The organism is Amycolatopsis sp. cg9 (genome assembly GCF_041346945.1).
In the GTDB taxonomy this organism is placed as follows: Bacteria; Actinomycetota; Actinomycetes; order Mycobacteriales; family Pseudonocardiaceae; genus Amycolatopsis.
The window spans coordinates 8,202,039-8,228,523 of the sequence record NZ_CP166850.1 but is presented as its reverse complement, the minus strand read 5'-3'; the positions used below and the strand labels follow the sequence as shown (position 1 = coordinate 8,228,523).

The following is a 26,485-nucleotide window of genomic DNA, read 5'->3' as shown; positions in this document are numbered from 1 at the left end:
GGTGAACACCCCGCGAGAGTCCACCGCGTTCGACTCGACAGCGCGCCTGCGCGAGCTGTTCGACCAGCGGGTGGCGGTGCTGGACGGCGCCTGGGGCACCATGTTGCAAGGTGCCGGGCTGACCCCCGCCGACTACCGCGGCGACCGCTTCGGCGAGCACACCCACGACGTCACCGGCGACCCCGACCTGCTCAACCTCACCCGCCCGGACGTCATCCTCGACGTCCACCGGCAGTACCTGGCCGCGGGCGCGGACATCACCACGACCAACACCTTCACCGCCACCAGCATCGGCCAGGCCGACTACGGGCTGCAGTCCCACGTCCACGAGATGAACGTCCGCGGCGCGCAGCTCGCCCGCCAGGCTGCCGACGAGTTCGGCGGCCGGTTCGTCGCGGGCTCGATCGGCCCGCTCAACGTCACGCTCAGCCTGTCGCCCAAGGTCGAGGACCCGGCGTACCGGGCGGTCACGTTCGAGCAGGTCAAGGCGTCCTACGCGGAGCAGATCGCCGGGCTCGCCGAAGGCGGCGTCGACCTGCTGCTGATCGAGACGATCTTCGACACCCTGAACTGCAAGGCCGCGATCGCCGCTGCCCGCGAGGTGGCGCCGGACCTGCCGCTGTGGATCTCCGTGACCATCGTCGACCTCAGCGGGCGGACGCTCTCGGGCCAGACCGTCGAGGCGTTCTGGAGCTCGGTCGAGCACGCGAAACCGCTGGTCGTGGGCGTGAACTGCTCGCTGGGCGCCGAAGAGATGCGCCCGCACGTCGAGGAGCTCGCCCGGATCGCCGACGCCTACGTCGCCTGCCACCCCAACGCCGGGCTGCCGAACGCCTTCGGCGGCTACGACCAGACGCCCGAGGAGACCGCCGGGCTGATCGGCGGCTTCGCCCGGGACGGCCTGGTCAACCTGGTCGGCGGCTGCTGCGGCACGACGCCGGCGCACATCGAGAAGATCGCGGCCGCCGCGAAGGCAGCCGGCCCGCGCGAGGTGCCCGCACCGCGCACGCACACCCGGTTCAGCGGGCTCGAGCCGTTCGGCATCGGCGCCGACACCGGGTTCGTGATGATCGGCGAGCGCACCAACGTCACCGGCTCCAAGCGGTTCCGCCGGCTCATCGAGTCCGACGACCACCAGGGCGCCGTGGACGTCGCGCTCGAGCAGGTCCGCGGCGGCGCCAACCTGCTCGACGTCAACATGGACGCCGACCTGCTCGACTCCGAGCAGGCGATGACCACGTTCCTCAACCTGATCGCCACCGAGCCCGAGGTGGCGCGGATCCCGGTGATGGTCGACAGCTCCAAGTGGAGCGTGCTCGAAGCCGGGCTGCGCTGCCTGCAGGGCAAGGGCGTGGTCAACTCGATCAGCCTCAAGGAGGGCGAGGAGCCCTTCCTGGCCCAGGCGCGCACCATCCGCGACTACGGTGCCGGTGTCGTCGTGATGGCCTTCGACGAGCAGGGCCAGGCCGACACCGCCGACCGCAAGGTCGAGATCTGCGGCCGCGCGTACGACATCCTCACGCAGAAGGCCGGCTTCGCGGGCGAGGACATCATCTTCGACCCGAACGTGCTCGCCGTCGCCACCGGCATCGCCGAGCACAACGGCTACGCGAAGGCGTTCATCGACGCGCTGCCCCGGATCAAGGAACGCTGCCCCGGCGTGCACATCAGCGGCGGCATCTCGAACCTCTCGTTCTCCTTCCGCGGCAACGACGTCGTCCGCGAGGCGATGCACTCGGCGTTCCTCTACCACGCCGTGCAGGTCGGCCTGGACATGGGCATCGTCAACGCCGGCCAGCTCGCGGTCTACCAGGACATCCCGAAGGACCTCCTCGAACTGGTCGAGGACGTCCTGTTCGACCGCCGCGAAGACGCCACCGACCGGCTGGTGAGCTTCGCCGAGAACGTCAAGGGCAGCGGCACCAAGCGCGTCGTCGACCTGTCCTGGCGCGAAGGCACGGTCGGGGAGCGGCTGTCCCACGCACTGGTGCACGGCATCGTCGACTTCATCGAGGACGACACCGAAGAAGCGCGGCAGCAGCTGGCCCGCCCCCTCGACGTCATCGAGGGCCCGCTGATGGACGGCATGAAGATCGTCGGCGACCTGTTCGGCTCCGGCAAGATGTTCCTGCCGCAGGTGGTCAAGAGCGCGCGCGTGATGAAGCGGTCCGTCGCCTACCTCGAGCCGTTCATGGAGGCGGAGAAGGAGAAGGCGCGCCAGGAGGGCCGGCTCGCGTCGACCGGCGGCCAGGGCAAGATCGTGCTCGCCACGGTGAAGGGCGACGTCCACGACATCGGCAAGAACATCGTCGGCGTGGTGCTGGGCTGCAACAACTACGAGGTGATCGACCTCGGCGTGATGGTGCCCGCCGGCAAGATCCTCGACACCGCGGTCACCGAGGGCGCCGACGCCGTCGGGCTGTCCGGGCTGATCACGCCCTCGCTCGACGAGATGGTCGCGGTCGCCACGGAGATGCAGCGGCGCGGGCTGAAGCTGCCGCTGCTGATCGGCGGCGCCACGACGTCGCGCCAGCACACCGCGGTCAAGATCGCCCCGGCCTACGACAACGCGACCGTGCACGTGCTCGACGCCTCCCGCGTGGTCGGCGTGGTGTCGGACCTGCTCGACGCGGACCGGTCGATCGCGCTGGCCGAGAAGAACCGGGCCGACCAGGAGGTGCTGCGCGAGCAGCACGCGAGCAAGCAGCGCCGCCCGATGCTGACCCTGGAGCAGGCGCGCGCGAACCCGGAGAAGGTGTCGTTCGACGGCCTGCCGACCCCGGCGTTCACCGGCCGCCGCGTCGTCGAGCCGAGCATCACCGAGCTGCGCGAGATGGTCGACTGGCAGTTCCTGTTCCTCGCCTGGGAGCTCAAGGGCAAGTACCCGGCCATCCTGGAGCAGCCGGTCGCCCGTGAGCTGTTCGACGACGCGAACACGCTGCTCGACGAGATCATCGCGAACGGCAGCTTCCGCGCGAAGGGCGCGTACGCGTTCTGGCCGGCGCACCGCGAAGGCGACGACATCCTGCTCGACGGCGACTACGCGCACGTCGGGTTCCCCATGCTGCGGCAGCAGACGTCGAAGCCGGCGGACCGCGCGAACCGCTGCCTCGCCGACTACATCGCGCCGGTGGGCGACCACCTCGGCGGGTTCGCCGTCGCCATCCACGGTGCCGACGAGCTCGCCGCGAAGTACGAGGCCGAGCAGGACGACTACCGCGCGATCATGGTCAAGGCACTGGCGGACCGGCTCGCCGAGGCCTTCGCCGAGCACATCCACCTGCGGGCGCGCCGCGACTGGTTCGAGCCCGACGCCGAGCCGCTGCTGGAAGACCTGCACGCGGAGCGGTTCCGCGGCATCCGCCCGGCGCTGGGCTACCCGGCGAGCCCGGACCACAGCCAGAAGCGCGAGCTGTTCGAGCTGCTGGGATCGGACGAGCTGGGCATGGCGCTGACCGAGTCGTACGCGATGACGCCGGCGGCGAGCGTGTCCGGGCTGATCTTCGCCCACCCGGACTCCCGCTACTTCACCGTCGGGCGGCTCGGCCGCGACCAGATCGAGGACTACGCGCGGCGCAAGGGCGTCGAAGTGGCCGAGGTCGAGCAGTGGCTGCGGCCCAACCTGGCCTACGAGCCCAAGGCGTAGTCCGGCAGCTCGATGTCCGTGGCGAACTTGTCGGTCGCCTTGAGCATCAGACCGAGCAGGAAGCGAGACTTGAACGTCCAGTCCCGCAGCTTGATCCGCAGCGGGGACGGCGGTGCGAGGAAGGGGCCCGCGCTGCCGCGCTGGGCGACTTCGGCGTAGCCGCGGAACCGGTCTTCGTAGCGGGCGAAGGCGGCACGGTGGTCGCCGTCCGCGGCGAGCAGTTCCCCGGCGAGGACGTAGGCACCGACGATCGCCAGCCCGGTCCCGAACCCGCCCAGGGTGTTGCCGTAGGCGGCGTCGCCCAGCAGCACCACGCGGCCGCGGGAGTAGCGGTCGATCGTGACGCGGCTGAGGGAGTCCAGGTAGAACTCGCGGGCGCCGGGGACCTTGGCCATCAGCTCGGGCACCCGCCAGCCGGCGCCGCGGTAGGCGTCGATCAGCAGTTTCCGCTGCTGCTCGGTGTCGCCGCGGTCGTAGTCCAGCTCGGGTGCGGCGAAGACGAAGAACGCCGAAGCCTTGGGCCCGCCGACCGCCGCCATCCGGCCCGGCTCGTTGTACATCACCGCTTCACCGTCGGCGACGTCCTCGCCGAGCTCGGCCAGCGCGTAGTGGTACCCGAGGTACCGGACGTAGTCGCGTTCCGGGCCGAACGCCAGCCGCCGGACGTTCGAGTGGATCCCGTCCGCGCCGACGACGAGGTCGAACCGGCGCGGCCCGGCGTCGGCGAACGTGACGTCGACGCCGTCCGCCGTCTCGGTCAGCGCGGTGACGGTGTCGCCGAACAGGTACTCGCAGTCGGTGTGCGCGGCGAGGATCCCGGCCAGGTCACCGCGGCGGATCTCGATGTCGCCGCCGGTGAACTCGCCGGGGATCACCGCCCGCGGCCGCCCGGTGGCGTCGACGATCGTCTGGTCCTGCCCGCCGGTCTGGCGCGCGAGGACGTCGCCGAGGATACCCATGCGGTCGAGCACGGTCCGGTGGGTGGCGCCCTTGAAGTCGACGGCCTGCCCGCCGGGCCGCACCGCCGGTGCGCGTTCGACGACGGTGACGGTGCAGCCGTAGCGGGTCAGCCAGTGGGCGAGCGCGGGGCCGGCGATGCTCGCGCCGGAGATCAGGACGGAGAGGTTCTTCATGCCGCCGAGCTTCGCCAGGGACGCTTACCGGCCCCTGACGAAGCGCTGACGGCCTACTCGGCGGCGCCGGTCAGCAGCGACTGGTACCAGGCGTCGTACGGGTGGTTGGTCGCCGGGTAGTTCGCCAAGGGTGTGGTCGCCTGGCTCGCGGAGTCGAAGTCCCAGCCGCGGACCAGCTTGCCCGACTGCCGGGCCGAGGTGATGAACGCCGACTCGGTCGCCGGGGCGCCGTAGAACAGGGCGCCCTGCTGGAGCTCCGCGCTGTCGCCCTTCTGGAACTCGTCGAACGCGACCTGCCGGTAGCGGATCCGGTCGCCGGTGACGCTCGCGGTGTCCGCGCGCAGCGTGTTCGACGGCGTCGGGCCGTCGGCGCCGGTCCACACCCGCACCCGAGGCGTGCCGTTGGAGGCGACGTCCTTGGGGAAGCGCGCGTCGGACGTCTTGGCGTTCCCGGTCCAGGCGACGGTCGTGGCCGCAAGGGCGCCGTTCCAGCTCCAGTTCTGGCTGCTGCTCTGGCTCTGGTGGATCTCCCGCAGGTGCGTGCCGTCGGTGAACGCGACCGTCGGCTGGACGCCGTTGTCGTACTGGTGGGACGCCTGCCAGGTGATCTCGCCGTCCGCGCCGAGCTTGCCGACGTGGTACCAGAGCGTGGTCGCGCTCTGCGACTGGTGCACCTCGACGAGGTCACCGTTGTCGTTGAGCGCGACCGCCGGCGTCTGCCCGCTGTCGTACTTGCCGTGCCGCAGCCAGGTGACCCGCCCGTCGGCGCCGTACGTCCCGGTCCAGTACCAGAGCGCGCCGCCGCCGGAGTCGTGCACCTCGACGATCTGGCCGCGCCCGTTGAGCGCGACCGCCGGGTGGTAGCCGACGTCCCGCTTGTACTCGGCGCGGCTCCCGGCGTGCCCGGACAGCAACGGCAGCACGCGCCCGCGCAGCGCGTCCACGGTCGGCTGCCCGGCCGGGTAGTCCTGCGCGCGCAGCAGCCGGCCGCCGAACACCGACTCCAGCTCCTGGTTGACGGCGGTGAGGTTGCCGGCCGCGAACGAGGGGTTGTCGGTGAGGTCGTCCTTGAGGTCGAGCATGACGACGATCGGCGCGGCGGCCGGGTGCTGCGCCGACCACGTGTTCACCGCGGTCAGCCAGTCGCGGAGGTCGTTCGACGCCGGGTTGCCGCCGCTGTGGTCGACGAGGTTGCCGGGGGAGTCGTGGCCGACCCCGTAGTCGTGGGTGGTCGCGTAGCCGTTGTCGTGGACGTCGAGCTCGATGAACCGGACGCCGTGGTCGAGCTGGTAGGCGATCGAGTTCTTGGCGCCGTCGACGTTGCCCGAATAGCTGTTGTGCGTCGCCCGGAACACCGACGCGGTGAACGGCGGGCTCGCGGCGTGGGCCGTCCCGGTCAGCAGCGCGGAAGCGGTGAGCGCGGCGAAGGCCAGTGCGGGCAGGCGGATCATGCTCGGGTCCTCACTTCGGGGAACGGGGCGGACCCCATCCTGGCCGTCCGGCGAGTAGTTGTCTTGAATTCCGCGAAAACGGTTGATCACGGTGCCGGGAGAATGGCCGGAAAATGCTCACGGAATACCGGATCGAGTGTCCGTTATGTCTTGTTTGTCGAGCCGCTCGGCGAATTATGCCAAATCGCTGCGCGGATTCGGTACTTCGCGGGGCCCGCCGTTGTCATTATCCGGAGAACGACTGTGCGCAGGCGGGGAGGCAGTGGGTGTGGCGAACGACTGGCCGCTGGTCGGCCGTGAACAAGAGCTGGCGTTCGCGCGCCGCGCGCTGGCCGACACCGAGGTGTGCGGCCTGCTGCTGACCGGGCGCGCCGGCGCCGGAAAGACCCGCTTGGCCAAGGTGCTGCTGGCCGAGCTGGCCGCCGGCGGGGCGCGCACGCACTGGGTGCGCGCGATGTCGTCCGCGTCGACGATCCCGTTCGGCGCCTTCGCCCACCTCCTGCCGGGCAGCGCCGGCGGCACGGCCGACCGCGCGCACCGGCTCAACCAGGTGGCCGGCCACCTGACCCGGGGCGCGGAAGGGCGGCGGCTGGTGCTGTGCGTCGACGACGCGCACCTGCTCGACGACCTGTCCGCGACGCTGGTGCACCAGCTGGCCGCGACGGCTTCGGCGTTCGTCATCGTGATCGCGCCGCACGGGGTCAGCGTGCCCGACCCGGTGTTCGCGATGTGGAAGGACCGCGTCGCCGAGCGGCTCGACGTCGGCGAGCTGTCCCGGGCGCAGACCATCGAGCTGGTCACCGCGGCACTGGGCGGGCGGCTGGACGACGGCGCCGAGCACCGGCTGTGGCACCTGACCCTCGGGAATCCGCTGTTCCTGCGCGAGCTCGTCCAGGGTGGACTCGACAGCGGCTCGCTGTCGGGCGCGGACGGGCTGTGGCGGTGGAGCGGCGCCCTCGTCGCGACGCCGCGGCTGGTCGAGCTGATCGAAACCCGCACCGACCGTGTCGACGCCGACGAACGGCGGCTGCTGGAACTGCTGGCCTTCGGCGAGCCCCTCGGCAGCGAACCGCTGGTCCGGCTGGGCGCGGCGAGCGTCCTCGCCTCCACCGAGCGGGCCGGGCTCGTGGTTTCCGAGCGCACCGGACGGCGGCTGAACGTCCGCCTGGCGCACCCGCTCTACGCCGAGGTCATCCGGCGCCGCACGTCGCCGCTGCGGCAGCGCGACACCTACCGCATCCTGGCCAGGACGCTGGACATGACCGGCGCGCGCCGCGCCGAGGACAAGCCGCGGCTGGTCCGCTGGCGGCTGGCCGCCGGGCTGCCGACCGACCCGCAGCTCGTCCGCGCTGCGGCGGAGACGTTGCTGCGCAAGGACTTCCCCCAGGCCGAGCAGCTGGCCGCGGAAGCCGTCCGGCTGGGCGGCGGGTTCGCCGCGAAGTACCTGCTGGCCCAGGTCCGGATCGCGGGCGGGCGGCACGCCGACGCCGACGCGCTGCTGGCCGAGCTCGCCGGCGAGACGGTGTCCGACGCGCAGCACGCGCGCGTCGCCGGGACGCGGGCGCGGAACCTGGCGTTCGGCCTGAACCGCTTCGACGAGGCGGAGTCCGTGCTCGACACGGCCGAGACGGCGGTGTCCGGCACGGCCGACGAACTGGTGGTCGCCCGTGCGGCCCTGCGCGCGGCGGAGGGTGCCTGCCGGGCGGCGCTGGACCTGCTCGGCCCGGTGCTGGACCGCACCCGCGGCGACGTGCTGCGCCTCGGGGCGCTGGTGGTCGCGGCCGGGGCGCTGGCCGAGTCCGGCCGCACGGAGGCGTGCCTCGCCGTCGTCGAGGAGGGGCTGGCGATCACAGCGTCGGACGCGTCCGTGCCGGGCGCGCGGGTCCGGCTGGAGCACGCGCGGGTGGTGGCGCTGTGCCGGGCCGGCCGCCTGGAGGAGGCCGAAGACCTGGCGGGCGACGACTACCGGGACGCCGTCGGCGACCGCTGGGCCCCGGCACTGGCGGCCGCTGCGGCGTCCCTCGGCACGGTCGCGCTGGCGTACGGGAACGTGCGGGCGGCGATCCGCCGGCTGCGCGAAGCCTTGGCGGTGGAGGGACACGACCAGCCGCACGAGTTCCGCCCGGCGGTCTTGGGCGCGCTGGCCCGGGCGTGCGCGATGACCGGGCAGCCCCCGGCGGCCGACCTGCCCGGCCCGCTCGGCTCGTGGGCCACGGCCTGGGCGTGCGCGGCCCGCGGCGAGCTGACGCGCGCGGCGTCGCTGGCCTCGGAAGCGGCGTCGGCGGCGGAGTCGGCGGGCCGGACGGCGATCGCGGCCGAGATCCGCCACGACCTGGTCCGCTTCGGCGTCCTCGAGTTCTCGTCGGACCTGGACGGGCCACTGGTGACGGTGTACGCGGCGCACGCGCGGGCACTGTCCTCGGGGGACGCGGTGGCACTGGACGAGGTCGCGACGGCGTTCGCCGGCCTCGGGGCGCGCTTGCTCGCCGCGGAGGTCGCTGCGGAGGCGGCCCGGGCCCACCGCGCGGCGGGGAAGCTGGGGAGCGCGGTCGGTTCGGCCCAGCGGGCCCAGTCGTGGCTGGCGTCCTGCCCGGACGCCGCGACGCCGGCGCTGGCGCTGCTGGACACCCCGCTCGACCTGACGGTCCGCGAGCTGGAGATCGCCCGCCTGGTGGCGACGGGCCTGACGAGCCGCGCCGTGGCGGACCGGCTGGTGGTTTCGGTGCGCACGGTCGACAACGTGCTGCACGGCGTCTACGCGAAGCTGGGTATCTCGGGGCGGCGGGAACTCGCTTCGGTGGTGGGGCAGCCGGAGGTGGGGAGTAGCGCGGCCGACGGCCCGTAGGTAGTCGGCGGTGGTGCGCCCGGCGAAGCCGAGTAGGCAGCTACTCATGACGGCGGGGGTTGTCGGCCCAAGACTTGAGGACAACGGAGGGGCACGGGCTTCACCGATCCGAATGTCAGGAGTGCACACGATGACGACTTCATCGGGCGACGTTTTCCAGAACGAGCAGGGTTCCGGGGGTGCCGGGGGGAACCAGTTCAACGAGCAGGCTTCGACGGGTGGCCGCGGCGGCGACATCTTCCAGAACGAGCAGGGTTCCGGGGGTGCCGGGGGGAACCAGTTCAACGAGCAGGCTTCCACAGGCGGCCGTGGGGACATCTTCCAGAACGAGCAGGGTTCGGGTGGTGCCGGGGGGAACCAGTTCAACGAGCAGGCTTCGACGGGTGGCCGCGGCGGCGACATCTTCCAGAACGAGCAGGGTTCCGGGGGTGCCGGGGGGAACCAGTTCAACGAGCAGGCTTCCACAGGCGGCCGTGGGGACATCTTCCAGAACGAGCAGGGTTCGGGTGGTGCCGGGGGGAACCAGTTCAACGAGCAGGCTTCGACGGGTGGGCGCGGCGGCGACATCTTCCAGAACGAGCAAGGCTCCGGCCGCGGCGGCAACCAGTTCAACGAGCAGGCGTCGGCCGGCCACCACGGTGACGTGTTCCAGAACGAGCAGGGTGCCGGTGGCCACGGCGGCAACCAGTTCAACGAGCAGGCCTCCACGGGCGGCGTAGGCAACATCTTCCAGAACGAGCAGGGCTCGGGTGGCCACGGTGGGAACCAGTTCAACGAGCAGGCCTCGACCGGCGGCGGCTCCGGCGACATCTTCCAGAACGAGCAGGGTTCCGGTGGTCACGGTGGGAACCAGTTCAACGAGCAGGCCTCGACCGGCGGCGGCTCCGGCGACATCTTCCAGAACGAGCAGGGTTCCGGTGGTCACGGTGGGAACCAGTTCAACGAGCAGGCCTCGACCGGCGGCGGCTCCGGCGACATCTTCCAGAACGAGCAGGGTTCCGGTGGTCACGGGGGGAACCAGTTCAACGAGCAGGCGTCGACGGGTGGCTCGGGAAGCATCTTCCAGAACGAGCAGGGTTCCGGCGGCCATGGCGGCAACCAGTTCAACGAGCAGGCCTCCACGGGCGGTCACGGCAACATCTTCCAGAACGAGCAGGGTTCCGGCGGCCATGGCGGCAACCAGTTCAACGAGCAGGCCTCCACGGGCGGCCACGGCAACATCTTCCAGAACGAGCAGGCCCAGGGCCACCACGGCGGCAACCAGTTCAACGAGCAGGCCGCCACCGAGCACCACGGCCACGAGCACCACGGCCACGAACACGAGCACCACCACGGCGGGCACGACCACGACCACCACGCCGACCACCACCACGACGTCGACCACTACTGAGCCGGCGTAAGAACGAGGAGCGGTCATGCAGGAGCCGAGTGGCGGGGGGCGCGTCGCCCTCGACACCCTCGACCTCGCGGTCAAGGGGGCGAAGGCCTACGGGCGGGACGATCTCGTCCAGCGCCTCACCGACGCCCGGCGCCTGCTGTCCGAACCGGACGTCACCGTCTACGTCGTCGGGGAGTTCAAGCAGGGCAAGAGTTCGCTCATCAACGCACTGCTGACCGCCAAGATCTGCCCGGTCGACGACGACATCGCGACCGCGGTGCCGACCGTCGTCCGCTACGCGCCGGAGTCCGGGGCTCTGGCGACCTACGAACCTGCCGACCCGTCGTCGCCGCCGTGGACCGAGCGGATCTCCCTCGAAGACCTCCCATCCCACGTGAGCGAGGCGGGGAACCCGGGCAACGTCCGCAAGCTCAAAACCGTCACCGCGTCGATCAGCCGCCAGCTGCTGTCCGGTGGGCTGGTGCTGGTCGACACCCCCGGCGTCGGCGGGCTCGGCTCGCTGCACAACGCCGTCACCGTGAGCTCGCTCCCGCGGGCGCACGCCGTCCTGTTCCTCTCGGACGCTTCCCAGGAACTCACCGGCGCCGAGCTGCGGTTCCTCCGGACGGTGAAAGAACTCTGCCCGAGCGTCTTCTTCGTCCTCACCAAGATCGACCTCTACCCGCAGTGGCGGCGCATCCTCGAGCTCAACGCCGGCCACCTCGAAGCGTGCGGCATCGGCATCGACACCGTCGCCGTGTCCTCGGAGCTGCGCACCATCGCGGCCCGCTCGGCCGACCAGGGGATGAACGTCGAGTCCGGCTTCCCGGAGCTGGTCAAGTGCCTGCAGGGCGTGGTCGGGGACGCCGAGCGATCCGCGCTCAACGCCGTCGGCCTGCACGTCGGGTCCGCGGTCGGGCAGCTGCACGCCGGCCTGCGCGCCCGCCGCACCGCGCTCGCCCACCCCGAGCAGTCCGCCGCGCTCGTCGCGGAGCTCGGGCGCGTCAACGACCGCGTCGACGCGCTGCGCAGCCAGTCCGCCAAGTGGCAGCAGCTCCTCTTCGACGGCTTCGCCGACATTTCGTCCGATGTGGACTACGACCTGCGCGCCCGCTCCCGCGGCGTGCTGCACGAGGCCGAAGAGGCCATCGAAGACGGTGACCCGGCCAAGAACTGGGCCGAGTTCGAGAAGTGGCTGCGGCAGCGCCTGGCGAACGAGACGCTCGAGAACTACACGACGTTCGTCAAGCAGGCCAGGGTGCTGGCCGGGCGGGTCGCCGACCACTTCGAGCTCGCCGAGTCCCAGGCCGTGCTGCCGCGGGAGGTCCAGGCTCCGGTGCGGGTCGTCGAGGAGATCGACATCGACGCCTCCTTCACCGGCGTCAAGACCCGCGGCACCACCGGCATGGCGGCGTTCCAGAAGGCCTACAGCGGGTTCCTGATGTTCTCCATGCTCACCAAGATGGCCGCGCTGGCCATCCCGACGCCGTTCGGGGTCGCCGCCGGCCTGCTCATGGGCCGCTCGGGTTTCCTCGACGAACGCAAGCGGCAGCTGGAAAAACGCCGCGGCCTGGCCAAGACCGCGGTGCGCCGGTTCGTCGACGAGTTCAACCTCCAGGTCGGCAAGGACTCCCGCGACGCGATGCGGACCGTCCAACGAGAGCTCCGCGACGCCTACAGCGCGCGCGTCGAAGAACTCCAGCGGTCCCTCACCGAAGGTCTCGCCAACGCGAAGAAGGCGGTCGTCGCCGACGACGCCGAGGCGGCCGAGCTCAAACGGCTCGAAGCCGACATCGAAGCCCTCGAGGTGCTCGGCCGCCGCGCCGACGAGCTCACCTTCCGCAGCGCGCCCAAGCCCAAGGCGGTGGCCCGATGACCCCGCTCCACCTCCAGGTCCGCGGGTTCGTCGCCCGCGCGTGCGCCGGCTACGCGGGCACGCCCGCCGAGCCGCAGCTGCGGCAGATCGCCGGCCGGCTCGCCGAGCCGCTGCGCGTCGCGATCGCCGGGCGCGTCAAGGCCGGGAAGTCCACGCTGCTCAACGCGCTCGTCGGCCAGGAGCTCGCGGCAACCGACGCGGGGGAGTGCACCCGGGTCGTCACCTGGTACCGCAACGGCCCGACCTACCGGATCATGCTGCACCCGGTCCGCGGGATGCCCCGCCAGCTGCCCTTCGGCCGGTTGTCCGGCACCCTCGGCCTCGAACTCGGCATGGCGCCCGATGACGTCGACCGGCTCGTCGTCGACTGGCCGTCGCCCGCCCTGCGCGCGATGACGCTGATCGACACGCCCGGACTGGGGTCGGCGCGGGCCGAGGTCTCCGGGCGCACCGAAGCGGCGCTCGTCCCCGAGGGCGACGGCGTGGGCACCGCGGACGCCGTGGTGTACCTGATGCGGCACGTGCACGGCGACGACGTCCGGTTCCTGGACGCCTTCCACGACGACCCGGCGCAGCGGCGCCCGGTGAACACCATCGGCGTGCTGGCGAAGGCCGACGAGGTCGGGCACGCCCGGGCGGACGCGCTCGATTCGGCGGTGAAGATCGCCGGCCGCTACGCCCGGGACCCGCGGGTCCGCGGGCTCTGCCAGACCGTGGTCCCGGTGGCCGGCCTGCTGGCCAGCTCCGCGGCGTCGCTCAAGGAGTCGGAGTTCCGCGCGTTCCGGCGGCTCGCGGCCGCGCCGGAGGCCGAAGTGGCGCGGCTGCTGACGTCAGCGGACCGGTTCGCCACCGGCGAGTCCGAAGTGGACGTCCCGGCGGCGGAACGCGCCGAGCTGCTGGCCCGCTACGGCCTCTTCGGCGTGCGGCTGGCGATCGAGCTGGTCCGCGGCGAGCTGGTGACGGGCGCGCGGGCGCTGTCGGGCGAGCTGCTGGCGCGCAGCGGCCTGCACCGCCTCCGGTCGCTCCTGACCACGCAGTTCGCCGCGCGGGCCGACGTGCTCAAGGCGCGCTCGGCGCTGCAGGCGGCGGAACTGGTGCTGCGCGCCTACCCGGACCGCACCGGCGGCCTGCTGCACGAATGGGAGCGGATCGTCGCCGGGGCGCACGAGTTCGCCGAGATCCAGCTGATCGACTCGATCCGGCTCGGCGTCGTGCTGTTCACCACCGACGAGGCCCGCGACGCGGAACGGCTGCTCGGCGCGACCGGGGTGGACGTGCCGAGCCGGCTGGGCCTGCCGGGGAACGCGGGCCGCGCCGCGGTCCGGCAGGCGCTCGGCGCGCAGCTGCTGAGGTGGCAGCGGCGCGCCGAGCACCCGGCGTCCCCGCGCGACGTCCGCGACGCGGCGCGCGTGCTGGTGCGCACCTGCGAAGGAATCCTGCTCAGCGAAGCCAGGGCGGAGGTCCTGTCGTGACCGACCAGCCGAAGGGGAAGATCCGGAAGGCCGTCACGGCCGCCGCCGGCGCGGTCGCGTCGGAAGTGGTCGGCAACGCGCTCACCCCGGGCGCGACCCCCACCCCGCCGCCCCCGCAACCGGAGCCGGCCGCCGCGGAGACCGCGCACGACGTGCCCGAGCACGAGTACGTCCCCGAGGTGGAGACCAGCACGGTCACCCGCGGCGAAGACGGTCACGTGGAAGCGCAGACCGGCACCGTCTGGCACCCGGAGACCGCGGACGGACTGCCGCTGAAGGATCTGCCCACCGTCGAGGAGTTCGAGCAGATCGAGGTCCGCGAAGACGAGTTCGGCAACTTCATCATCGACGCCACCGAACGGTTCGTGGTGCACAACAACGGCCGCGACGAGGTCTACACCGACCACCAGCACCTCGTCGTACCCGGCGACGGGACGCCCGGCGACACGGACATCGACATCGTGCAGGACGCCGATGTCGTCATCCACGAGAACCCGGACGGCACGATCACCGTGGAGCACCAGGGTTCGCTGACCTACGAGCTCACCCCCGACGCGCCCGGGCACGGCGACATCGAGATCTTCCAGGAGGAGACGGTCGTCCTCGACGAGGCCGAGTCCGGGCCGCCCGGGATCGACGTCGAGGTCACCGTGGACGAGCAGGCGCGGGCCGACGACCCGTTCGGCGAGCCGGCCGGGCCGACCATCCACCAGACCGAGGTGATCGCGGACAAGGGCCGCGGCGCGACGGTGACCGCGCAGGTCACCGCCCCGGCGCCGACGCTGCCCGGGCCACCGGCACCGCCGGTCGTCACGTTCGGCCGGACACCATCCACAGTGGACACCGCGCCGATGGCCGTGGAGACGACCCTGGCGGCGTCGGCGTCGCTCACCGAGCACCCGGCCCCGCGGCACAGCTTCGCGACCGAACGCGAACCGGCGCACCACGACGCCGGCGAGGTCACCGGGAACCGGCCGCATCCGGTGGAGCGGGAGCACCCGTTCGAGCCGCCGCGCCACCCCGTGCCGGACCCCGTTCCGGTCGCCGACCACGTGCCGGAAGACCCGCCCCCGGAGCCGCCCGACCCGCCCCCGGCGGACCCGCCCGAGGACCACCCGCACGAAGACCACCTGGCGGAACCGGAGCCGGTTCCCGCGGAACACCCGATTTTCGACCACGCGCACACCGGCGGCGGAGGCTGACATGGGCTACGGACTGGGCATCGACCTCGGCACGACCTTCACGGCCGCCGCCGTCGACCGCGCCGGCCACGTCGAAATGGTGTCGCTCGGCGACCGCACGGCGGCCATCCCGTCGGTGGTGCTGCTGCGGCCCGACGGCAGCGTGCTGGTCGGGGACGCGGCGAGCCGGCGGGCGGCCGTCGAACCCGACCGCGTGACGCGGGAGTTCAAGCGGCGCCTCGGCGATCCGACGCCGGTGCTGCTCGGCGGCGCGCCGCACTCGGTGGCGTCGCTGATGGCCCACCTCCTCGGGTACGTGGTCCGGACGGTCGCCGGGCAGCAGGGCGGCCGGCCGGACCGGATCACGCTGACCCACCCGGCGAACTGGGGACCGTACAAGCGGGAGCTGTTCGAGCAGGTGCCGAAGCTGACCGGGATCGACCGCGTCGGCCTGATCACCGAGCCCGAAGCCGCGGCGGCGCACTACGCGGCCCAGGAGCGGCTCGACGAGGGCGCCGTCGTCGCGGTGTACGACCTCGGCGGCGGCACGTTCGACGCGACCGTGCTCCGGAAGCGCAACGGCGGCTTCGAGATCCTCGGGTCGCCCGAGGGCATCGAGGGCCTGGGCGGGGTCGACTTCGACGAGGCCGTGTTCGGGCACGTCGACCGGGCGCTGGACGGGAAGCTGTCGCAGATCGACCCGGACGACCCGGGCGCGGTGGCGGCGGTCGTGCGGCTGCGCCAGGAATGCGTGCTGGCGAAGGAGGCCCTGTCGGCGGACACCGAGGTGGCGGTCCCGGTGCTGCTGCCGTCGGTGCAGACCGAGGTGCGGCTGACCCGCGGCGAGTTCGAGGAGATGATCCGCCCGTCGATCGCGGCGACGCTCGGGTCACTGCACCGCGCGCTGCGTTCGGCGAACCTGCGCCCGGCCGACCTCGGCGCGGTCCTCCTGGTCGGCGGCTCGTCCCGGATCCCGCTGGTCTCCCAGCTGGTTTCGGCCGAGCTCGGCCGCCCGACGGCGGTCGACATCCACCCGAAGTACGGCGTCGCCCTGGGTGCGGCGGCACTCGCCTCGGGCCGCTCCGGCCTGGTGCAGGCGACGGAGGCCCGCCCGGCCGGCCCGCCGCCCGAGATCCCGCGGGTGCCGTCGCCACGCGGGGAGCCGCGCTTGCCGCCACCGCGCGAGGAGACCCGCACGATGGCGACACCCGAGTTCGGCGCGGGAGCCCCACCGCCGTCCCTCGGCCGCCCGAAGCCGGAAGGCCCAGGCCGCCGTGCCTCCCGCCGCGGCGTGGTGGTGGGCCTGTGCGCGGTGGCGGTCGTGGCGATCGGCGGGGTGGCGGTGGCGGTCAGCAACGCGGGCGGCAGCCCATCGGGCAACACCCCACCGGCGACGAGTTCGGCGAGCGAGACGCCGACGCTGGTGACGCTGCCCCCACCGGAGACACCGCAGACGACGCACGCGACGGTGGTCCCGCCGCGCACGAACGCACCGGTCACGACGCACCGCAAGACGGCACCGAAGACGACGACCCCGACGAAGACGACCACGCCGACGACGACCACTACGCCGACAACGACGACAACTCCGACAACCTGACCGCGCGATCCCGGCGGCGACTGATGGCGAGTCGGCCAAGCGGCGACCCGGCGGTTCGATCCGACGGGTCCGGCTATGGCGACCCGACTCGCGGCCTGCCCGGCGACCCTCCATTGGCGCTACGGCGCTGAAGCCTGCCCGGCTGCCTTGCTTGCGATCCGCCGCGGGCGGGCTGGCCCGAGCGCGCCGTCGGCGACCTGGCCCAGGGGCCCGGCTCTGCGGCTTGGCCCGCGACTCGCCGCCGAAGACTCGCTCGCGGCGACCTGGCCGGGCGGGCCGGCCGCCGCCCTGGCTGCCCAGCCCTTGCAGCCAGCCGGCGGTATCGTCCGCCGCCCCGCCGCGGCCCAGCCATCCCAGTGCGGCCCAGCCACCCCGCGCGGACACCCGCCACCCGCCCAGTATGTGAGAGATTTTCCAGCCCATGGAGTGAAGCCCCGCATCCCGCCGTTGACCAGGAGCGTGCCCCACCCGCAAGTAGAGCGGGTGATCTCCCTCCGGTCCGCACCGGCGCGGCCCACCACCGGCGCCCGGCAGCTCGCCTTGCTCGCCGTCGTGCAGGTGTGTGCCATGAGCGTCTGGTTCTCCGCCTCCGCCGTCGTTCCCGCGCTGCGGGCCGAATGGGGGCTCTCCCGCGAGCACGCGATCCTCCTGGCCGCCGCCGTGCAGGTCGGCTTCGCCTGCGGGGCGGTGGTTTCGGCCGCCTTCAACCTCGCCGACCGGATCCGGCCGCGGACGCTCATCGCGGCCGGTGCGCTGCTCGCCGCCCTCTGCACCGCCGCGCTGCCGTGGTGTGCGCACGTGCGTGGGCTCGTCGTCCCCCTGCGGTTCGCCACCGGCTTCGCCCTCGCCGGTGTCTACCCGGTCGGGATGAAGGTCGTCGTGTCGTGGTTCCCGCGGCGGCGCGGCATCGCGCTGGGCACGCTGCTCGCGGCCCTCACCGTCGGGTCCGCCGTGCCCACGCTCCTGGCGCCGCTCGACTGGCGGGCTGTCCTGCTCTGCGCCGCCGTGCTCGCGACCGTCGGCGCCGCGGTGTCGACGCTCTTCGTCCGCGAAGGCCCGGATCGGGCGCCTTCGCCGCCGTGGGAGCCGCGGTACCTGGTGCGGATGGTGGCCGACCGGCGGCAGCGGCTGGTGTGCCTCGGCTACTTCGGGCACATGTGGGAGCTCTACGCCCTGTGGGCCTGGCTGCCCGCCTACCTCGCCGCGACCGGTGGGCCGGGCGGGGTGACCGCCTTCGCCGTCATCGGGGTCTGCGGGGCCGCCGGGTGCCTGCTGGGCGGCGCGCTCTCGGACCGCTGCGGGCGGGCCGTCGTCGCGATGGTGGCCATGCTCGTCAGCGCGGGGTGCGCCGTGCTGTCCTACGCGGTTTCCGGCACCGTCCTCCTGCTGCCCGTGCTTCTGGTCTGGGGCGTCGCCGTGATCGCGGACTCGGGGCAGTTCTCCGCCGCGCTCGCCGAAACCGCCGACCCGCGGTACGTCGGCACCGCGCTCACCGCGATGACGGCGTTCGGGTTCCTGCTCAGCGCCACGACCATCCAGCTGCTGCCGCTCCTGGCCGACGCCGCCGGCTGGCGCGCCGCCGTACCCGTGCTCGCGATCGGGCCCGCGCTCGGCGCCGCCGCGATGCACCGCCTGCGCCGGTAACCTCGCGGCATGGCGGCGGAGCACGTGATCGTGACGTCCACGACGGACTCGGAAGCGGCGGCGCGGGAGCTCGCCGTGCAGGCGGTGGCGGGACGGCTGGGGGCCTGCGCCCAGGTCGTCGGCCCGATCACCAGCGTCTACCGGTGGGAGGGCGAGGTGCAGACCGATCAGGAGTGGCGCGTCGAAATCAAGACGACCGCCGACCGCGTGCCGGCGCTGACCGAGCGCCTTCGGCAGCTGCACGGCTACGACCTGCCGGAGGTGATCGCCACGCCGATCGTCGGCGGCAGCGCCGGGTACCTCGCCTGGCTGACCGCCGAAACCCGTGGCCAGGACCCTGTTTCCTGACTAAGGTCAGGGAATGGAGCTCGAAGGACTCAGGCAGCGTTTCACGGCGCTGACCACCGCCCACCTCGCCGACGCGTGCATCCGGGCCGGGCTGCCGGTGCGCTGCGCCCCGGCGCCGACGCGCTCGGTGGTGCCCGGTGACCGCCTGTTCGGGCCGGCGGTCCCGGCCCGGCACGTCGGCAGCGTCGATGTCTTCCTGGAAGCCTTCGAAACCGCGGCCGGCGGTGGGGTGCTGGTCGTGGACAACGGCGGCCGCCTCGACGAAGCCTGCGTCGGGGACCTCGTGGTGCTGGAGGCGCGCGCCGCCGGGCTCTCCGGGGTGCTGATCTGGGGCCTGCACCGCGACACCGCGGACATCCGGGCCATCGGGCTCCCGGTGTTCAGCCTCGGCTCCCTCCCGACCGGCCCGCTCACCGTCGGCCCCCGCGTCGACGGCGGCCTGGCCGAAGCGGTCGTCGGCACCTGGCGGATCGGGCCGTCGGACCTCGTGCTGGGCGACGACGACGGCGTCCTCTTCGTCCCGCTCACCCGCGCCGGGGAGCTGTTCGCGCTCGCCGAGGGGATCCGCGACACCGAGCGCCGCCAGGCCGACCGGATCCGCGACGGCGAGCCGCTGCGGCAACAGGTGCGCTTCGCGGAGTTCCTCGCCGCGCGGGAAGCGGACCCCGGCCTGACGTTCCGGGCGCACCTGCGGGCCGTCGGCGGTGCCATCGAAGAATGACCACGAAAGTGTGGTCGTTCACCCGGCGGGGTATCCCGCGCCGGGAAGGCGGGACCATGAACGCGCTCATCGGCTTCGGCAAGGACATCGAATACCACTTCGCCCGCGGGCTGCGGGCCTACCTGGCCCGGGTAGCCCGCGCGGTCGGCGTCGGGTTCGAGTCGTGTTCGCTCGACCTCGACGTGCCCAGCTCCGGGTACGTGGCGCTCGACCGCACGCTCCCGGACCTGCCCGCGCACGACCTGGCCCTGATCTGGGACGAGGTGCACGGCTGGTCGGCGGAGGTCGAACCCGAGAGCGGCGGCGCGGCCGAGGTCCTCGGCTACCTCGGCGGCGCCGAAGTCGTGCCACCCCCGCGTGCGGTCGCCGGGTTCGTCGACGCGCTGCGGTGCACCGGGCCGCCCGCCGGCACGTTCCCGCCGCCAGTGTTCCGGCAGCCGGGTCACCACGAAGACCTGGTCGACCGGCTGCCGGTCACCGGCCCGGAGGGCTTGCTCCGGCCGAGCTCCACGGCCTGGTGATCGCAGGACGGGAGTCCGCCGGGCACTTAGGATGAGCGGGCCGCGCCCCGTTCCCCCGAAGGAAGCCCGTGACCGCCGATGAGCCCCACCCCGTCCGCGTCCTCCTGGTGGAGGACCACGACATGGTGGCCGAGGCGTTGCAGCTGGCCCTCGACCGCGCCGACGGGATCACCGTGGTCGCCCGCGCGCGCTCCCGGGCGGAGGCGCTCGCCGACGCGCGCGAGCACCACCCGGACGTCGTGCTGCTGGACCGGCGGCTCTCCGACGGCGACGCGCTGGGCGTCATCGCGGACCTCTCGGCCGGCGGCGCCCGCGTGCTGGTGCTGACCGGCGACGCGACCCCGGCGATCGCCGCGCAGGTGGCGAAGGCGGGCGGTGCCGGGCTGCTGTTCAAGTCGTCGCAGCTGGGCGTGCTGGAGTCCGCCGTCCGTGACGTGGCCGCCGGCGGTGTGGTCTTCGAGCCGGAACTGCTGCCCGGCGTCTTCGACCGGCTCACCGGCCGCGTTCCCGCGGTCGGCACGGCGCTGACCGCCCGGGAACGCCAGACCCTCGACCTGCTGGGCGAAGGCGCGACCACCGACGAGATCGCCCTGCGGCTGGGCGTGTCGCGCAACACCACCCGCAACCATGTGCAGCGCGTGCTGGAGAAGCTCGGCGCGCGCTCGAAGCTCGAAGCCGTCGCCGTGGCCCGGCGGGAGGGCCTCATCGGCTGATGCAGGTGCACCAGTCCACGGCCGGGCGGTTGCATCTCGTGCGGCACCGCGCCGTCGGCGAGGCTGGACGGCGTGGACACCCAGGCCCCGCTCACCGCGGAGTGCGCCCTGCCCGGCTTGGCGGGCGGACTGGCCCTCGTGCGCCGGTTCACGCGGCTGACGCTGCGCGCGTGGGCGAACAGCGCCGTGGCCGACGACGCGCAGCTGCTCGTCACCGAGCTCGTGACCAACGCGCTGCGCCACGGTCGCGGCCGCCCGGTGCTGCGGCTGGTGGTGACCGGCGGGCAGATCCGCATCGAGGTGTTCGACGACGATCCGGCGCTGCCCGTGCGGCGGCCCGCCGACGCGGACGGCGGCTGGGGTCTCGCACTGGTGGAGCGCCTCTCCTCCGCGTGGGGGACCAGGCGCCACGGCCGCGGGAAGGTCGTCTGGTGCGCGCTGCCAGCGACTTCGGCCGAACTCGCCGGGTGAGCGGCCGGGAACGCGCCGTGCCGGGCGCGCGGCGATCCGGCAGAGTTGCCCCATGGACGACGACCGGTTCCGCCTGCTGGTGCAGGGGGTGCTCGACTACGCGATCTTCATGCTGGAGCCGGAGGGCCGGATTTCGAGCTGGAACGCCGGGGCGGAGCGGATCAAGGGGTATGCGGCGGAGGAGATCGTCGGGCAGCACTTTTCGGTGTTCTACCCGGCGGAAGACGTCGCGGCCGGGAAACCCGGCTGGGAACTGGAAGTGGCGGCCGCGGAGGGGCGGCTGGAGGACGAGGGGTGGCGGGTGCGCAAGGACGGCACCCGGTTCTGGGCGAACGTGGTGATCACGGCGCTGTACGACGATCGGGGTCAGTTGAAGGGGTTCGGGAAGGTCACCCGCGACATGACGGACCGCCGGGCGGCCGAAGTCGCCCTGCGGGAAAGCGAAGAACGGTTCCGCCTGCTCGTGCAGAGCGTGGTCGACTACGCGATCTTCGTGCTGGACCCGGCGGGGCGGATTTCGAGCTGGAACGCCGGGGCGGAGCGGATCAAGGGGTATGCGGCGGAGGAGATCGTCGGGCAGCACTTTTCGGTGTTCTACCCCGCCGAAGACGTGGCCGCGGGAAAACCCGGCTGGGAACTGGAAGTGGCGGCCGCGGAGGGCCGGTTGGAGGACGAGGGGTGGCGGGTCCGCAAGGACGGCACCCGGTTCTGGGCGAACGTCGTGATCACCGCGCTGCTGGACGACCGGGGCCGGCTGCAGGGCTTCGGCAAGGTCACCCGCGACATGACCGAGCGCCGCACCGCCGAGCAGGCCCTGCGGGACCGCGGCCGGCTGGTCGGGCACCTCGTGGAGGCCCAGGAAGTGGAGCGGCGCCGGATCGCCTGGGACGTCCACGACGAGTCGATCCAGTCCATGGTCGCCGTCGGCATGCGCCTGCAGCTGCTCGCTTCCCGGCTGCCGGAACCGGCGGCGACCGCGGTCGAAGCGCTCGACGATTCGGTGCAGGCCGCCATCGCGCGGCTGCGCGGCCTGGTGTCCCGGCTGCGGCCGCCCGAGCTGGACCGCCACGGTCTCGTGGAAGCGGTCTCCGCCTACGTCGACGACGTCGCGGGCCGGGCGGACCTGGCGCACTCGGTGCGCGACGAGCTGACCGCCGAGCCGTCCCCGGAGGCGGCGATCACCGCGTACCGCATCTGCCAGGAGGCGCTCAGCAACGTCCACAAGCACGCCCGGGCCACCAGGATCGACCTCACCCTGTCCACAGTGGACAACGGAACGCGGGTGCGGATCACCGACGACGGCGTCGGCACGGCCACCGGTGAAGCCGGGGCCGGCCACTTCGGGCTGGTCGAAATGCGTGAGCGGGCCGAAGCGGCGCACGGCTGGCTTTCGCTGACGAGCACGCCCGGCGAGGGGACGACCGTGGAGTTCTGGCTGCCGGCGCTGCCCGACGTGACGGGACTCGAACCATGACCGAGCTGCGGGTGCTGATCTCCGACGACGACGCGATGATCCGCGACGTCCTCAAGGAGGTCCTCGAGGACGAGCCCGGCATCGCCGTGGTCGCGGTGGCGGGCGACGCCGACGAGGCGATCCGCCTCGCCGAGCGGCACCGGCCCGCCGTCGCCGTGCTCGACGTCCGGATGCCCGGTGGCGGCGGGGCGCGGGCGGCGCGGGAGATCGCCCGGTGCAGCCCGGGCACCGCGATCTTGGCTTTCTCGGCCTACGCCGACCGGGCCTCGATCGCCGGGCTCGCGGCGGCCGGCGTCACCGAGTACCTGGTGAAGGGCGCGCCCAACCGGGTCATCGTCGAAGCCGTCCGGCGGCTGGGCGGTCAGCCGGCCCCGTGAGCGGTCAGGGCCGGACGTTCGCCGCGACGTCGTCGAAGTCCGCCGGGAGCAGCGTGAACAGCCGCCGGACCGCGCGCGATTGCCCGGCGTCGACGCTCAGGTGCGCGCCCGCCGCGTCGGCGAGCAGCTGGGCCCGCAGCAGGGAGTTCAGGCCGGCGACGGAGAAGAACGTGACCGCGGAGAGGTCGATGACGACCTCGTCGACCCGGTCGTGGATGCGCGCCTGGAGGACTTCGTCCAACCGGCGCGCGGTGCAGAGGTCGACCTCGCCGCCCACCTCGACGAGCACCGTGCGCGAGCGGGGGTGGCGCAGGTGCAGGGACATGTGACCGCCGGCGGAGATGAGCTCGTGGTCGGCCGAGCGGGGCTGGGGAACCATCGCGGCACACCCTTTCCTCGGGCTGCGGGGCGAACCGGACGTCCGGGACGCGGTACCGGGGGAAAGGCAGGCTGCCGACCCGGGGCGCGGAGCGTCCGGAGGCGGCTGACGGCTCAACCGTGAACCTCCAGCATAGTGCATGTGCACTAGGTGGGCCACCGACCCCGGCGCCGGGGGCCGGGGCATCATGGGTCGCAGACCGGGTCACCAGGAGGTCGCATGCCCACCACGGTCGTCAACCTGAAGGGCCACCGGGACGACCCGGACTACGCCGACGTCGTCTACGTCGGGCGCGCGATGCACCGCGGTGGCTGGCACCTCGAAGGCTCGAAGCTCGCCAGTCCCTTCCGGCCCGGCCCGGACGGGTCGCGTGAAGAGGTCGTCGCCAAGTACCGCGAACACCTGCTGTCGCGGCCGGACCTGCTCGCGCTGCTGCCCGCGCTCCGCGGCCGCCGCCTCGGGTGCTGGTGCGTTCCCGAGGCGTGTCACGCCCAGGTCATCGCCGAACTCGCAGATCACGGGGGGTAACGAAACGCACCCCCTCCGCGAGTAACCTGACACGAGGGGGTGATCGATGGTGTCCGCGCGGCGGCACGGCGGCTTCGACGAGGCCGAACTGCCCGAGACCCACCGGATCAGGTGGTGGCTGGCGGCCGTGTCGGCGGGACTCGTCGCCGCCGGGTTCGCGGTCGTGCCGTACCTGCCGTTCTTCCAGAACTGGACCTTCGTCCGGGACCCGAAGGTCGCGAGCGTCATCACCTGGACCGTCCTGCAGACCTCCGTCGTCCTCGTCTCCGTCGTCCTGACGCTGTACTTCGTCGGCAAGGCGCGTCTCGAAGCCGCCGCCTACCGGGCCAACCAGATCGACATCCGGCTCTTCGCCGACGAACGGCCCGAAGGCAGCCACGACCGCGAGATCGACTCCGCCGTCGAACTGACCGCCACCTTCAAGCGGTTCCTGAACGATTCCCGGCTCTACACGCCGACCCCGGTGCCCGGCGTCGGCAGCTCGTACGACTTCATCCAGATCGTCGAGCACGCCGGCGATTCCGCCGACGGCTGGTGGAAGGCCGCCACCAAGCTGATCCGGCTCGCGCAGCCGCCCGCCGCCTTCACCGTCAGCGGCACGATCCGGCCGGGCAACACGACCGGCCGCTACCAGCTCATCCTGGAACTCGTCCGCGTGCCGCGCTTCGCCGCCAGCCCGCTGGTCATCGAGGACGAGAACTGGGCACGCGTGCTGCACCGCGCGGCGAACGCCGTGGCCGCGCTGGTCATCCCGCGCAGCGCGTACGTCCGCACGAACATCCACTGGGCCGCCTGGCGCGACGCGAAGATCCCCTACGAGCTCTTCGACGCCTACCAGCGCGCCAACCACTTCATCACCTACCGCCGCTACGACGAAGCGCTCGCCGAGTACTACCGGGCGGTCAGCCTCGATCCGGCCAACGTCTACATCAGACTCGAGATCGCCGCCCTCCAGGAGCAGCTCGACCTCCACCTCGACGCGCTCGCCACCTACGACGACGTGATCACCGTCTGCAGCCGGGGCCACCCCGCCCTCGCCCGGTGGTGGATCGGCCCCGACTTCGCGCGCCAGCCCCGCCGCGACGCGCGCTGGCGCGACGTCGCCCTGCTGATCGCCCGCTACCGGCACGCGCTCGTGCTCGGCCACGGCGACTCCGTGGCCGGGTCCTGGTGGGTCCGGCGCACCACCGCGGGTGCCCCGGGCGACGCGCGGGCGCGGCGCCGGACCGAACTGCGGGCCGCGATCGAGCTGCGCTTCCGCCGCTACGTCGAGCTGGACGTCCGGACCCAGCGGTACCCGACCCCGCGCGAGAAGCGGCTGGCGCTGCACCGGCGCGTGCTGCGCGTGCCGGTCGAGGAACTCCTCGTCCAGGAAGCGACTCCGGCGCGGCTGGCCGAGTACAACCAGCGCGCCGCGGAGATGCGCTCGTACTTCGCCGCGCTGTCGCAGTACGAGATCGAACGGCTCATCGAGGACTACCGCCGGTTCGGCAGGCGCTGGCGCCGCAGCTGGCAGCAGCTGACCAACCGCGCGCTCGACCTGTCTCTGGTCTGGGCGGTGCTGCGGCGCGCGATGGCGGACGTCGAGCCGGTCAGCGGCGCCGTTCCCGAACCGCAGCCGGCCTACCCGGCCAGCCGCGAGCGGCTGGCCGACGTCTGCCCGGACCGACGCTGGCCGCCGGACCCGCGGGCGCTCGACGAGACCGTCGAAGCCGCCGGGCCCCGCAGCTCGTGGGAGGAGTGCTACAACGCGGCGAGCGTGTACGCCGTCGCGATGCTCGAAGTCGGTCCCCGCGGCGAACGCGATCTGCGCGACCGGGCCCGGAATCCCCGCCTGGAAGGCGAAGCGCGCGACGAAGTGGCCCGCCGGGCGGTCCGCGAGCTCTACCACGCGGCGACGATCAGCCACAGCGGACGGCTCCCGGAGCGCCGCTCGTGGGTGATGGGGGAGGACCCGGACCTCGCCGCGCTGCGCGGGCACGAGCTGTTCCGCGTCTTCGAGATGGTCACCTTCTCCCCGGACCGCGCGGCACCGCTGCGGCCGCAGCGCGCCCACGTGTGGGAACAGGTCGGCTACGTCCGGCAGCTCGTCGCCGAGATCGCCGGCTGCCGCGCGCACTTCTGGCGGACCCGGCCCGCGGAGCCGGCGCCGGACAGCCGGACCGTCGACCGCTGGCGCGCCGCCGACCGCGACGCCTGGCGGAAGCTGACCGCGCTGGCCACCGGCAAACAGGATTGGTACACGCGCTACCAGGCGATCTGCGCGTTCCGCGAGTGGTCGGCCGAATCCGGCTACCCGGGGTCGATCTCGGGGTTCCCGCTCTACAGCGAGGAAGGCCTGCACGCCCAGCTGCGCGGCGCGGCGGGCCGGCGCGGGAAGACCGGCCTCGACGCGAACGTCGTCGTCCGCGAGTACGTGCGATTGTGCGACCAGCGGCTCGACCAGCTGGTCGCCGACATCGCCGAACTCGAGCACACCCTGGTCGCGGAGGACGACCACGCGGCGCGCGCCCAGCTGTGGGCGGCGCTGTGCTCGTGGTTCGACGACGACATCGCCGACGGCTCGTCCGCGGGCGAGCGGCGCGAACGGTTCCGCAAGCTCGCCCGCACCTAGGTGTGATGTCCAGGGACGTTGTCCCGGATTGAGGTGACCAGCCGCGGCCTGTCGTGCAGACAGGTGAAGGCCTCCGGTTGTGAAGTGGAGCTGTCTAGGAACCGCTTCGCCCA

Annotated in this window: 20 protein-coding genes; 16 read left to right on the top strand and 4 right to left on the bottom strand. The window is 72.8% G+C overall.

All coding sequences use genetic code 11. The annotated features are described in order from the left end of the window. Position 1: 1 nt before the first annotated feature. A complete protein-coding gene (metH, locus tag AB5J73_RS38115) occupies positions 2-3,646 on the top strand; it encodes a methionine synthase (protein WP_370963662.1) in 3,645 nt (1,214 codons plus the stop codon). Here the strand turns inward: metH and AB5J73_RS38110 are convergent. Further along, entirely contained in the window at positions 3,628-4,779 is a 1,152-nt protein-coding gene (locus AB5J73_RS38110) for an FAD-dependent monooxygenase (protein ID WP_370963661.1), read from the bottom strand. The two genes, metH and AB5J73_RS38110, sit on opposite strands and share 19 nt — an antisense overlap. Before the next feature lie 53 nt (positions 4,780-4,832). Further along, positions 4,833-6,230 (bottom strand): hypothetical protein, encoded by a 1,398-nt coding sequence (locus AB5J73_RS38105; RefSeq protein ID WP_370963660.1) that lies wholly within the window; start codon positions 6,228-6,230, stop codon positions 4,833-4,835. A 268-nt stretch (positions 6,231-6,498) separates the two neighbouring features. On the opposite strand from AB5J73_RS38105, the gene AB5J73_RS38100 reads away from it, so the two are divergent. Continuing rightward, positions 6,499-9,075 (top strand): AAA family ATPase, encoded by a 2,577-nt coding sequence (locus AB5J73_RS38100; RefSeq protein WP_370963659.1) that lies wholly within the window; start codon positions 6,499-6,501, stop codon positions 9,073-9,075. Positions 9,076-9,214: 139 nt separating this feature from the next. Here AB5J73_RS38100 and AB5J73_RS38095 read toward each other — a convergent pair whose 3' ends face one another. Continuing rightward, positions 9,215-10,459, bottom strand: coding sequence for a hypothetical protein (locus tag AB5J73_RS38095; protein WP_370963658.1), 1,245 nt, complete (start codon positions 10,457-10,459; stop codon positions 9,215-9,217). 31 nt (positions 10,460-10,490) lie between these two features. Between AB5J73_RS38095 and AB5J73_RS38090 the strand changes: the two genes are divergently transcribed. From AB5J73_RS38090 to AB5J73_RS38035, 12 genes are all read left to right on the top strand, one after another. Continuing rightward, positions 10,491-12,329 carry a dynamin family protein gene (locus AB5J73_RS38090; protein WP_370963657.1) on the top strand — a complete coding sequence of 613 codons (1,839 nt, stop codon included), beginning with the start codon at positions 10,491-10,493 and terminating at the stop codon, positions 12,327-12,329. Next, on the top strand, positions 12,326-13,801 hold the full coding sequence (locus AB5J73_RS38085) for a dynamin family protein (protein ID WP_370963656.1): 1,476 nt from the start codon (positions 12,326-12,328) through the stop codon (positions 13,799-13,801). Before AB5J73_RS38090 ends, AB5J73_RS38085 begins: the two co-directional genes overlap by 4 nt. Continuing rightward, positions 13,798-15,003, top strand: a complete 1,206-nt coding sequence (locus tag AB5J73_RS38080; protein WP_370963655.1) for a hypothetical protein — start codon at positions 13,798-13,800, stop codon at positions 15,001-15,003. The genes AB5J73_RS38085 and AB5J73_RS38080 overlap by 4 nt, the downstream gene beginning before the upstream one ends. Position 15,004: 1 nt before the next feature. Beyond that, positions 15,005-16,582, top strand: coding sequence for an Hsp70 family protein (locus AB5J73_RS38075; protein ID WP_370963654.1), 1,578 nt, complete (start codon positions 15,005-15,007; stop codon positions 16,580-16,582). A gap of 483 nt (positions 16,583-17,065) precedes the next feature. Then, positions 17,066-18,226, top strand: a complete 1,161-nt coding sequence (locus AB5J73_RS38070; protein WP_370963653.1) for an MFS transporter — start codon at positions 17,066-17,068, stop codon at positions 18,224-18,226. Between the two features lie 9 nt (positions 18,227-18,235). Beyond that, on the top strand, positions 18,236-18,574 hold the full coding sequence (gene cutA / locus AB5J73_RS38065) for a divalent-cation tolerance protein CutA (protein WP_370963652.1): 339 nt from the start codon (positions 18,236-18,238) through the stop codon (positions 18,572-18,574). A 13-nt stretch (positions 18,575-18,587) separates the two neighbouring features. Then, positions 18,588-19,295, top strand: a complete 708-nt coding sequence (locus AB5J73_RS38060; RefSeq protein ID WP_370963651.1) for an RraA family protein — start codon at positions 18,588-18,590, stop codon at positions 19,293-19,295. A gap of 56 nt (positions 19,296-19,351) precedes the next feature. Beyond that, positions 19,352-19,816, top strand: a complete 465-nt coding sequence (locus tag AB5J73_RS38055; RefSeq protein ID WP_370973453.1) for a DUF6292 family protein — start codon at positions 19,352-19,354, stop codon at positions 19,814-19,816. A gap of 68 nt (positions 19,817-19,884) precedes the next feature. Then, entirely contained in the window at positions 19,885-20,529 is a 645-nt protein-coding gene (locus tag AB5J73_RS38050) for a response regulator transcription factor (protein ID WP_370963650.1), read from the top strand. Positions 20,530-20,601: 72 nt separating this feature from the next. After that, on the top strand, positions 20,602-21,000 hold the full coding sequence (locus AB5J73_RS38045) for an ATP-binding protein (protein ID WP_370963649.1): 399 nt from the start codon (positions 20,602-20,604) through the stop codon (positions 20,998-21,000). 52 nt (positions 21,001-21,052) lie between these two features. Then, positions 21,053-22,474: a PAS domain S-box protein gene (locus AB5J73_RS38040; protein ID WP_370963648.1), complete on the top strand. Its 1,422-nt coding sequence runs from the start codon at positions 21,053-21,055 to the stop codon at positions 22,472-22,474. Continuing rightward, positions 22,471-22,851 carry a response regulator transcription factor gene (locus AB5J73_RS38035; protein ID WP_370963647.1) on the top strand — a complete coding sequence of 127 codons (381 nt, stop codon included), beginning with the start codon at positions 22,471-22,473 and terminating at the stop codon, positions 22,849-22,851. The genes AB5J73_RS38040 and AB5J73_RS38035 overlap by 4 nt, the downstream gene beginning before the upstream one ends. Positions 22,852-22,855: 4 nt before the next feature. On the opposite strand, the gene AB5J73_RS38030 is transcribed toward AB5J73_RS38035, so the two are convergent. Next, positions 22,856-23,230, bottom strand: coding sequence for an STAS domain-containing protein (locus tag AB5J73_RS38030; protein WP_370963646.1), 375 nt, complete (start codon positions 23,228-23,230; stop codon positions 22,856-22,858). 219 nt (positions 23,231-23,449) lie between these two features. On the opposite strand from AB5J73_RS38030, the gene AB5J73_RS38025 reads away from it, so the two are divergent. Beyond that, positions 23,450-23,758, top strand: a complete 309-nt coding sequence (locus tag AB5J73_RS38025; protein WP_370963645.1) for a DUF4326 domain-containing protein — start codon at positions 23,450-23,452, stop codon at positions 23,756-23,758. Positions 23,759-23,804: 46 nt separating this feature from the next. Continuing rightward, entirely contained in the window at positions 23,805-26,372 is a 2,568-nt protein-coding gene (locus AB5J73_RS38020; protein ID WP_370963644.1) for a hypothetical protein, read from the top strand. The last annotated feature ends 113 nt before the right edge of the window (positions 26,373-26,485 follow it).